We start from the raw sequence: 9,736 nt of genomic DNA, 5'->3' as shown, positions 1-9,736 counted from the left end.
TCTCCCCGGCCCATTCCCCCTGCATGCTCACAAGACTGGCCCCGGACCAGCCGGTCCGGGGCCAGAACGCAAAAGATTTTCAGCAGTCTTCTAGCGGACTCCTCGGCGCGGGCGACAGCGCGCGGCATATGCCAGGCGGGCAAGATACCCCTCTCCGCTCCGTCCCGTCCCCGTTTTTCGCAACTCACGGCGAGTGGCAGCTCACGATAGGTATCAATGCCCCATGAGCCGCACACCGCACGAGACGCCCCTCCCCGGCCCCGGCGCCCGTTCCGACGCCGCCGGGGTCACCTCCGACGGAGCCGCCTGGCTCGCCTCCGCAGGAACGTATCCGCGGAGCACGCTCGCCCTCTGGGAGGAGCGGCCGGACGCCCCGTTCGTCCTGCCCTGCGGCTCCGTCTTCGACGTGGTGAACGCCCCGGCGCTCTTCGGCCGCCGCATGCTGGACCGGTTATGGGACGAGGGGCCGGGCTCCGGGCCGGTCGCGGTGTTCCGGGGCCGGATGCTCCTGTTCGCCGCTCCCGGCACCGCCGCCCGGCTGCCGTCGCTGCTGGACTGGGAGGAGTGGGGCGGCCGTGGCGGGACCGTACCGCCGCTGCTGTGCCACGGCACCGGCGACGCGGTGACCGTCCCGGCGCTGAACGGCGACCGCTCCCCCGCCCCGACCGGCACGCGCTGGCTGGTGGCCCCGGACACCCGGCACCCCTGGCTCCCCGGGCCGGAAATCCTGCTCTGGGCGGCGGTGCGGGCGGCCCGCGCTGCCGTGCGGATATCGATTTTTCCTCCCGCCGATCAGGATGCTAAGGTCTACGACGTCAGCAGGCGCCGCTAGCTCAGTTGGTTAGAGCAGCTGACTCTTAATCAGCGGGTCCGGGGTTCGAGTCCCTGGCGGCGCACGCGAAGTAGGCGAAGAGCCAAGCTCCTGTGAGCTTGGCTCTTCGTTTTTCCGGCCCTCCGTGTCCTTGACGCCCTTCGCCCCCGTGCCCTCATCAGGGGGTTCAGACCAGGCCGCCCGGTGTGATCTTCACATTCCAGGCGCCGGACGGTGTCCGCCCCTCCACCTTCACCTTCACACCGTCCCCCGGCACCGTGAAGCTCTCGCCGACGGCGACCGGGGCGTCGGCCAGCGGCGGGTAGACGGAGCTCTCCCAGCAGGCCTCGGTGCGCGGGTGGGCGTCGATCACCTCGACCGGGCCACCCCCGGAGGCCGTCTCGTCGCGGACCCGGTAGACGAGGATGCCCTGCCGGCAGGCCGCGCTGTCGTTGCCGGACGCCCCCCGCGCCTCGAAGGCCAGCACACTGTCGGGCCCGGTGCGCACCACCGCCAGCTTGGTGCCGTCGCCGAGCCCGAAGGCCGGCGCTCCCGCGGCGCCCTGCTCCGGCACCCCCGGCCCGGCGGACAGCGGCTCCAGGGTCAGCCGGGTCGGCCCGGTCCCCCGTACGCACACCACCTGGCGCGGATCCAGCCACCCGAGCTTCCACTTGTGCCAGGCGAAGAGATCCGGCGACAGCCCGAACTGGCTGCCCATCAGGTCCCAGTCGCCGACGTAGGTGTCCCAGTCGCCCTTGCCGTCCATCGGGCGGTGGTAGAGGTCGGGGAGGTCGAAGACATGCCCGGTCTCATGGGCGAGAACCAGCCGGTCCGGCGGATGCTTCTCGAAGACGGTGACGACCCGGCGGACGTCCGTGCCGTCCACATGCACCGGGGTGTCCAGGTTGACCACCTTCGTAGCGTCGGAGTCGACGCCGGGCGCGTCCGGGTCGGCCACGAAGTACACGACGTCGTAGCGGGAGAAGTCGACCTCGGGATCGGCCACCGCGAACGCGTCCCGCAGGTAGGCGGCCCGCAGCACCAGGCTCCAGTCCCGCTTCATGCCGTAGGCGACCGAGGGCCGGGGCATCCGCAGCCAGTGCGTCAGCGGGTGCGGCCGGATGGTGAACCTCCCGTAGGAGGCCTGTTCGTAGTAGCGGCTGGTGGCCGGGAAGTGGTCGGCGGCGAGCTCCGCGGGGGTGGTGCGCGGGGGCGCGTCCGGGAAGGAGAGGAACACCATCGCGGCCGCGAGCGGGTGGGTGGGACGGGTGTAGTCGGCGTTCCAGGTGTCGACGCCCTCGGAGTGGTGCGCGTCGGTGCGGTGCAGGGCACAGGGGGCCGTGGAGAACGGCTCGGCGGCCGACGGTCCGGTCAGGATCGTCGTTGCGACGAGCGCCGACATCGTGGTGAACACGGCGGCGGTGCTGCGCAGCAGGAGACGCGGCACGGAAGGACCTCCGGGGGCGGTTCGCGGGACACCGCACCCAGCCTGTGTGAGTCTGTCTACTTATGACCTGTTTATCTGCACCAGAAGGGTGAGGGACCCAAACGGCCGACACCCCGAGAAACTCACGGAACGTCACAAGTGGCCGTGCGACTCAAGAACCCGTCCAGGTGCGGGCAGAAACGATCTGTCAGAACCGGTGCTTCATCGTGGACACTGGACAGTGGCTGGAAGGCCCTCGGGCCAGCCTCTATGATCGGCACACTTTCCTGCACGGACAGAGATCGAGTGCACTGCGGGAGCGAGCGGTGAGCGGAACGTCCGAAGGGCCGACGCCCGCGGCAGACCTCGACCGGTCCGCCGTCACAGACAGTGACAAGAACTATCGGAAGTCGTACGACGAGACAACCGACCCGAAGACAGGCGAGACGACAGACGAGACGACAGATCCGAAGACCTACGCGTACGCCTTCGCGGCCGCCACGCTGCCCATGGCCGTCGTCGACCGCGAAGGCCTGGTCAGCCTCGCCAACGAGGCGTTCGGCACCCTGATCGGCGCCGACCCGTCCGGCCTGACCGGGCGGATCGCCGCGGACCTGGTGGACCTGGCCTCCGACGCCCGTACCTGGCATGCCTATCGCGAGGTCCTGCGCGGCCGGCAGGCCAAGTTGCGCTGCACCCGCCGGCTGAAGCACCCCGACGGGCACTCGCTGTGGGTCCAGGTCACCGTCTCGCCGCTGGCGAAGGGCACCCCGGGCCTGCTGCTGTCGGTCTCCGACATCAGCGCGCGCCGCGAACTACAGGCCCGGCTGCGGCACTTGCAGATGCACGACCCGGTGACCCGGCTGCCCAACCGGACGTTGTTCTTCGAGCGGCTCTCGGCCGCGCTGGAGGCGGAGTCCTACGAGCAGAGCGGTACGGGCCGAATCGGCCTGTGCTACCTGGACCTTGACGGTTTCAAGGCGGTCAACGACACCCTCGGCCACCGGGTGGGCGACCGGCTGCTGGCCGCCGTCGCCGAACGGCTGACCCGGGTCGCCGACGAGGCCGGCTGCGCGCGGGCCGGGGCGCCGCTGGTGGCCCGGCTCGGCGGTGACGAGTTCGCCCTGCTGGTCGAGGACTCGACGGGCACGGAGCAGCTGGCCGATCTGGCCGAGTCGGCGCTGGCCGCCCTCCAGACGCCGTTCGACCTGGCCGGCCAGCGGCTCTCCCTGTCGGCGTCGATCGGGGTCGTGGAGCGCCATGCGGCGGGTACGACGGCCACCGGGCTGATGCAGGCCGCCGACACGACCCTCTACTGGGCGAAGGCCGACGGCAAGTCCCGCTGGACGCTCTTCGATCCGGAGCGCAACGCCCACCTGGTCACCCGTCAGGCGCTCTCCTCCACCCTCCGTCCGGCCATCGACCGCGGCGAATTCGTGCTCGAATACCAGCCGCTGGTGGGCATGGAGGACGGGCGGCTGAGCGGAGTCGAGGCGCTGGTCCGATGGAACCACCCTCAGTTCGGCACACTAGCGCCGAATCGGTTCATCGGATTGGCGGAGGAGGACGGCTCGATCGTCCCGCTCGGCCGCTGGGCCCTGCGGACCGCCTGCCGTCAGGCCCGCCGGTGGCAGCTGGACCACCCCGACGAGCCGCCGATCTTCGTGAGCGTGAACGTGGCCGTACGCCAGGTCTGGGACTCCGACCTGGTGGCGGACGTGGCGGAGACCCTGGCCGAGACCGGCCTGGCGCCGCACCTGCTCCAACTGGAGCTCACCGAATCCGCCGTGATGGGCTCGGCGGGCCGCCCGCTGCAGGCCCTCCAGGCCCTCAGCGACATGGGCGTCCGTATCGCCATCGACGACTTCGGCACCGGCTACTCCAACCTCGCCTACCTCAGCCGGCTCCCGGTCTCGGTCCTCAAGCTGGACGGCTCCTTCGTCCGGGGCTTCCAGTACGACGACCCGGGTGAGCGCCCGAACCCCGCCGACGAGGTCGTGGTGGAGGCGATGATCCAGCTGGCCCACCGGCTCGGCCTCACCGTCACCGCGGAGTGCGTCGAGACCTCGGCGCAGGCCTCCCGGCTGCGGCACATCGGCTGCGACACCGGCCAGGGGTGGCTGTACTCGCGGCCGGTGACGCCGGATCGTATCTCCGAGCTGCTGGGCACCCGGACCTACGCGGACACCCCGGTCGGCAAACCGTAGGCGTCGGCGATCAGTTCGTAGGAGCGCAGGCGCAGCTCGCCGCGGTGGGCGTGCGTGGTGAGCATCAACTCGTCGGCGCCCGTGCGCTTCTGGAGGTCGTCGAGACCGGCGCGGACCTCGTCGGCGGTGCCGTGCACGATGTTGGCGGTCCAGGAGTGCACGAACTCCTCCTCCATCGGGGAGAATTCGTGCTTCTCGACGTCGTCGGGGTCGGGGAACAGACCGGGCCGCCCGGTGCGCAGCCGCAGCATGTTCACCGCGCCGGCCCGCACCTGGCGCCGGGCCTCGCGCTCCTCGTCCACGGCGAGCGCGGAGACGCCGATGAGGGCGTATGGCTCGTCGAGGACGGCGGACGGGCTGAAGGACTCGCGGTAGAGGTCGAGGGCCGGGATGGTGTTCTGCGCGGAGAAGTGGTGCGCGAAGGCGAACGGCAGCCCGAGCATGCCGGCGAGCCGGGCGCTGAAGCCGGAGGAGCCGAGCAGCCAGACGACCGGGCGGTGCGGGGACTGCACACCGCCGGGGCTGGTGCTCTGGACGGGCCCGGGGATGGCATGGATCCGGCGGTACGGGTGCCCGTCCGGGAAGTCGTCGTCCAGGAACCGGGTGAGTTCGGCGAGCTGCTGGGGGAAGTCGTCGGCGCCCTCGTTGAGGGTCTGGGTACGGCGGAGGGCGGCAGCGGTGGCCCCGTCCGTGCCCGGCGCCCGGCCGAGGCCCAGGTCGACCCGGCCCGGGGCCATGGCCTCCAGCGTGCCGAACTGCTCCGCGATGACGAGCGGGGCGTGGTTGGGCAGCATGACGCCGCCCGAACCCAGCCGGATCCGCTCCGTGTGGGCGGCGAGATGGGCGAGGATCACGGCCGGCGAGGAGGAGGCCACACCGGGCATGGAGTGGTGCTCGGCGACCCAGTACCGCTGGAATCCGCGCGCCTCGGTGAGCCGCGCGAGCTCCACGCTGGTGCGCAGGGCGTCGGTGGCGGTACTGCCGGTGCCGACGGTCACCAGGTCCAGTACGGAGAGGGGGACGGGGGCGGTCCCGTGCGTGATGCCCCGGATCTCGTCTGCCGACACGGTGGGAGCCTCCTGTTTACGACCGTGAGCTGTATAGGGGGCGATAACAGGAGGAGGGCTCCGGTTATTCCCTCCTTCGTGTCCGTCAGCCTGGACGACTGTGTCCTCAGGCCTGGACGATCGGTTCGCGGACGAACAACGTGCCCAGCCCCGGCGCGTTCACCCGGCGGTCCGCCAGCCTCAGCCCCTCCCACACGGTCACCTGGTTCGCCGTGAGCACCGGCTTGGACAGCGCCTTCTCCAGCAGGGACAGGTGGGCCGCAGTGTGCAGTGCCGTGTCGGGGAGCAGCACGGCCTCCGCGCCGGAGTCGTCCGCGGCCCGCGCCAGGGTCAGTACCTCCTCCTCACCCCACGTCCCCACCTCGGCCGCCGTAGTGATCCCCGACGGGCGGACCCCGGTGACCTCCAGGCCCCCGGCCCGCAGGAAGTCCGCGAAGAGCTGGGCCACGTCGTCCGGGTAGGTCGCGCCGACCGCCACCCGCCGTACCCCGATCTCCCGCGCCGCGTGCACGAACGCGAAGGACGTGGACGACGCCGGCAGCCCGGCCGCCTGGGCGAGGTCACGGATCTGCTGGTGGGCGCCCTTCCAGCCGTACACGAAGCTGCCGCTGGTGCACGCCCACACCACCGCGTCGACGCCCGCGAGCCGTAGGTCGTCCACCCCGGCCGCCAGCCGCTGGGCCGATCCCATCTCCAGCAGCGCGTCCACCCGGTGCGCGTCCTCGCCGATGTCGGTGTGGACGACGTCCACCCGGATGTCGCTGCCGAGGAGCTGCTCGATGCGCGGGTAGTCGTCCTCCGCGGAGTGCCCCGGATAGAGGATTCCGAGCGCTGTCATGTCCACCCTTCCTGCTGTTCTTCCGGCAGTACGGGCCACTCACGCGCCGCCGATGCGTCCGGATGACCGATCAGCGCCTGATAGGGCCCAACGGCTCGGGTACCCAGCCTGCGCAGCGCCGCCCACATCGTTACCTGGTTGGCCGAGAGGACGGGGACGCGCAGTTCGGCCTCCAGCTGGGGGATGACGTCGTAGGTGGGCAGGTTGGTGCAGGAGATGAACAGGGCGTCGGCCGCCCCGGGCAGTACCGCCTGCCGGGCCATGGCCACCACGTCCCGGTACGGCACCTGCCAGATGTGCCGGGTCAGCCCCATGAACGCGCAGCCGGCGACCTGGACGCCCGCCTCCGCGACGTACTCCTCGAGGACCCGCGTCACCGAGACCGTGTACGGCGTGACCAGCGCGAGCCGCCGTACGCCCAGCTCGGTCAGCGCGTCGAGCAGCGCTCCGGAGGTGGTGAGGGCGGCCACCGCGCCGGACCGGGTCATGGCCTCGCACATCGCGCGCTCCCCGGCGATCCCCGCGACGAAGCTGCCGGAGGTGCACGCGTAGGCGACGACCTCGGGTGCGACGGCGGTCAGCGCGCGCACCGCCTCGCCGAGTGTCTCGTGCTCGCTGACCAGCCGGGCCAGGTCGAGGCTGACCTCGACCGGCACGAACGGCGTCCTGGTCAGGTGCAGGGACACGTCGTCCGGCACCCAGCGCCACAGCTCGCGGTCCAGGGCGAAGTCGAAGGGCGCCACGACTCCGACACCGCGCTGGGGACGAGGTCCGCCCAGAAAGGAGACGTCCATGGGAAGTCACCGGCCTCACGCTGGAAGTCGAGGGGCAACGGTCGATGGTCACGCCCGTGTTGACGAAGGTAGGTTCGGGTGCGAGCGTGGTCAATCCGTACATCTCAGACGTTCGATCCGCCCATGTCAGACGCTGCCGGACACCGGGAGACCGCCCCGAATGACGCCGCCCGTCCCCACCCTGCTGGTCCTCGACGCCGACCCGCCGCCGCGGCTGGGCCGGCTCACCGGCCACGCACGGATCCTGCACACGGACGCGGCGGGCCTGGCGGCCCGGCTGCCTTCGGCCGATGTCCTCCTCGTCTGGGACTTCACCTCGCACGCCGTCCGTGCGGCCTGGCCGGGCGAGGGGCCGCGGCCGCGCTGGGTGCACACCGCGAGCGCGGGCGTCGACCATCTGATGTGCCCCGAACTTGCCGCTTCCGACACGGTCGTCACCAACGCCCGCGGGGTCTTCGACCGGCCCATCGCCGAGTACGTGGCCGCGCTGGTCCTCGCGATCGCCAAGGATCTCCCGCAGACTCTCGGCCTCCAGCGGGAGCGGACCTGGCGGCACCGCGAGGCACGCCGGGTCGGCGGCACGCGCGCGTGCGTGGTGGGCACCGGCCCGATCGGCCGGGCCATCGTCCGTACCCTCAAGGCGCTCGACATCACCACCGCCCTGGTCGGCCGCGCCCCGCGGACCGGCATCCACGGCCCCGACGACCTCGACCGGCTGATGTCCCGCGCGGACTGGGTGATCGCGGCCGCCCCGCTGACCGAGCAGACATACGGCATGTTCGACGCACACCGCTTCGGCGTGATGCAGCCGTCGGCCTGCTTCATCAACGTCGGCCGGGGCCAGCTGGTCGACGAGGACGCGCTCGTGCGGGCCCTGACCCGGCGCTGGATCGCCGCCGCGGCCCTGGACGTCTTCACCACCGAACCGTTGCCCTCGGACAGCCCGTTGTGGGACGTGCCCGGCCTCATCGTCTCGCCGCACATGAGCGGGGACACGATCGGCTGGCGGGACGAACTGGGCACTCAGTTCCTGGAGTTGTACGAGCGGTGGGCCGCGGGCAGATCCCTGGTGAACGTGGTCGACAAGAAACGCGGATACGTGCCAGGTCACTGACGCCGGGAGGCCCCACCCATGCAGCTCACCGACCTCACCGCCCGAAAGCTTCTCGACGGTTACCGCAAGGGCGAGTTCGGCCCGGTGGAGGCCACCCGGGCGGCCCTGGAACGGGCGGCCCGGATCCAGCCGGAGGTCAACGCCTTCGTCCGCCTCACCGACGAGGACGCCCTGGCGCAGGCGAGGGCATCGGAGGAACGGTGGCGCCGGGGCGAGCCGAAGGGCCTGGTCGACGGCGTCCCGGTGACGGTCAAGGACATCCTGCTGATGCGCGGCCATCCGACTCTGCGCGGCTCCAAGGCGATTTCGGCGGCGGGAAGTTGGGACGAGGACGCCCCCTCCGTCGCCCGGCTGCGCGAACACGGCGCGGTGTTCATCGGCAAGACGACCACCCCCGAGTACGGCTGGAAGGGCGTGACCGACTCTCCGCTCTCCGGCATCACCCGCAACCCGTACGACCCCTCCCGCACCGCGGGCGGCTCGAGCGGCGGCAGTGCGGCGGCCGTCGCCCTGGGTGCCGGGCCCCTGTCCCTGGGCACGGACGGCGGCGGCAGCGTGCGCATCCCGGCGGCCTTCTGCGGGATCTTCGGCCTGAAACCGACGTACGGGAGGGTGCCGTTGTACCCCGCGAGCGCCTTCGGCACGCTGTCGCACGTGGGCCCGATGACCCGGGACGCGGCCGACGCGGCACTGATGCTGGACGTGATCGGCACCCCGGACGCCCGCGACTGGTCCGCCCTCGGCACCGCCCCCGGCTCCTTCACGAGGGGTCTCACCGGCGGCGTACGGGGCCTGCGAGTCGCCTTCTCGCCGACGCTGGGCGGCCAGGTGGCGGTACGCCCGGCGGTCGCGGCGGCGGTACGGCGGGCGGTGGCGGGGCTGGCCGAACTGGGGGCGTACGTCGAGGAGACCGACCCGGACTTCAGCGACCCGGTGGAGGCGTTCCATGTGCTCTGGTTCGCGGGCGCCGCTCGGGTGACCCAGCGTCTCTCCCCCGAGCAGCGGGAGTCGCTCGACCCGGGACTGCGGGAGATCTGCGAGCAGGGGGCCCGGCTGAGCGCGCTGGAGTATCTGGCGGCGGTGGACGTCCGGATGGACCTGGGCCGGCGGATGGGTCTCTTCCACGAACGGTACGACCTGCTGGTGACACCGACCCTGCCGATCACGGCGTTCGAGGCGGGGGCGGAGGTGCCGAAGGGAGCGGGACACCGGAGGTGGACGGGGTGGACGCCGTTCACCTATCCCTTCAACCTGACCCAGCAGCCGGCGGCGACCGTTCCGGTGGGGACGGACGGGGACGGCCTTCCGGTGGGGATGCAGCTCGTCGCCGCCCGGCACCGGGACGACCTGGTGCTACGGGCGGCGCACGCAGTGTTCGAGGCCGGTCCGGCCATGCCACCGCCGGACCCCGGCGCGGTCGCATAACAGCATCGCCGGACCCCCTGCAGAGGAGCCGTCTCTCCACGGAACTCCTGTGCC

At 71.7% G+C, this 9,736-nt stretch carries 8 protein-coding genes and 1 tRNA gene; 5 read left to right on the top strand and 4 right to left on the bottom strand.

Annotated features, from left to right (window positions below):
• Nucleotides 1–223 precede the first annotated feature (223 nt).
• Both ACZ7OO_RS31820 and ACZ7OO_RS31815 read left to right on the top strand, forming a co-directional pair.
• Complete coding sequence (locus ACZ7OO_RS31820) at nt 224–832, top strand: bifunctional DNA primase/polymerase (protein ID WP_471510050.1); 609 nt, start codon at nt 224–226, stop codon at nt 830–832.
• Nucleotides 823–896 (top strand) — tRNA-Lys (locus tag ACZ7OO_RS31815). Before ACZ7OO_RS31820 ends, ACZ7OO_RS31815 begins: the two co-directional genes overlap by 10 nt.
• 102 nt (nt 897–998) lie before the next feature.
• On the opposite strand, the gene ACZ7OO_RS31810 is transcribed toward ACZ7OO_RS31815, so the two are convergent.
• The gene (locus tag ACZ7OO_RS31810; RefSeq protein WP_471510070.1) at nt 999–2,213 is read right to left on the bottom strand and encodes a M6 family metalloprotease domain-containing protein; all 1,215 of its coding nucleotides are present in this window, start codon (nt 2,211–2,213) and stop codon (nt 999–1,001) included.
• Nucleotides 2,214–2,563: 350 nt separating this feature from the next.
• Here ACZ7OO_RS31810 and ACZ7OO_RS31805 point away from each other — a divergent pair, with 350 nt between their 5' ends.
• The gene (locus ACZ7OO_RS31805) at nt 2,564–4,444 is read left to right on the top strand and encodes a putative bifunctional diguanylate cyclase/phosphodiesterase (RefSeq protein ID WP_471510048.1); all 1,881 of its coding nucleotides are present in this window, start codon (nt 2,564–2,566) and stop codon (nt 4,442–4,444) included.
• On the opposite strand, the gene ACZ7OO_RS31800 is transcribed toward ACZ7OO_RS31805, so the two are convergent.
• From ACZ7OO_RS31800 to ACZ7OO_RS31790, 3 genes are all read right to left on the bottom strand, one after another.
• Nucleotides 4,414–5,511, bottom strand: coding sequence for an LLM class flavin-dependent oxidoreductase (locus ACZ7OO_RS31800; RefSeq protein WP_471510046.1), 1,098 nt, complete (start codon nt 5,509–5,511; stop codon nt 4,414–4,416). The genes ACZ7OO_RS31805 and ACZ7OO_RS31800 overlap by 31 nt on opposite strands.
• A 106-nt stretch (nt 5,512–5,617) precedes the next feature.
• A complete protein-coding gene (locus ACZ7OO_RS31795) occupies nt 5,618–6,349 on the bottom strand; it encodes a maleate cis-trans isomerase family protein (protein WP_471510044.1) in 732 nt (243 codons plus the stop codon).
• The gene (locus ACZ7OO_RS31790; protein WP_471510042.1) at nt 6,346–7,143 is read right to left on the bottom strand and encodes a maleate cis-trans isomerase family protein; all 798 of its coding nucleotides are present in this window, start codon (nt 7,141–7,143) and stop codon (nt 6,346–6,348) included. The genes ACZ7OO_RS31795 and ACZ7OO_RS31790 overlap by 4 nt, the downstream gene beginning before the upstream one ends.
• Before the next feature lie 160 nt (nt 7,144–7,303).
• Between ACZ7OO_RS31790 and ACZ7OO_RS31785 the strand changes: the two genes are divergently transcribed.
• On the top strand, nt 7,304–8,257 hold the full coding sequence (locus tag ACZ7OO_RS31785; RefSeq protein WP_471510040.1) for a D-2-hydroxyacid dehydrogenase: 954 nt from the start codon (nt 7,304–7,306) through the stop codon (nt 8,255–8,257).
• Between the two features lie 18 nt (nt 8,258–8,275).
• Nucleotides 8,276–9,682 (top strand): amidase, encoded by a 1,407-nt coding sequence (locus ACZ7OO_RS31780; protein WP_471510038.1) that lies wholly within the window; start codon nt 8,276–8,278, stop codon nt 9,680–9,682.
• Nucleotides 9,683–9,736 lie beyond the last annotated feature (54 nt).

The sequence above is a fragment of the Streptomyces sp. NPDC111744 genome (assembly GCF_055634995.1).
The sequence above is the reverse complement of the archived record's forward strand: the minus strand, read 5'-3'. Positions and strand labels throughout refer to the sequence as shown.

Coding starts and splice junctions, on each gene's coding strand:
- ACZ7OO_RS31795 (WP_471510044.1), bottom strand. CDS start 6,349: ATGACAGCGCTCGGAATCCTCTATCCGGGGCACTCCGCGGAGGACGAC.
- ACZ7OO_RS31785 (WP_471510040.1), top strand. CDS start 7,304: ATGACGCCGCCCGTCCCCACCCTGCTGGTCCTCGACGCCGACCCGCCG.
- ACZ7OO_RS31790 (WP_471510042.1), bottom strand. CDS start 7,143: ATGGACGTCTCCTTTCTGGGCGGACCTCGTCCCCAGCGCGGTGTCGGA.
- ACZ7OO_RS31810 (WP_471510070.1), bottom strand. CDS start 2,213: ATGTCGGCGCTCGTCGCAACGACGATCCTGACCGGACCGTCGGCCGCC.
- ACZ7OO_RS31820 (WP_471510050.1), top strand. CDS start 224: ATGAGCCGCACACCGCACGAGACGCCCCTCCCCGGCCCCGGCGCCCGT.
- ACZ7OO_RS31780 (WP_471510038.1), top strand. CDS start 8,276: ATGCAGCTCACCGACCTCACCGCCCGAAAGCTTCTCGACGGTTACCGC.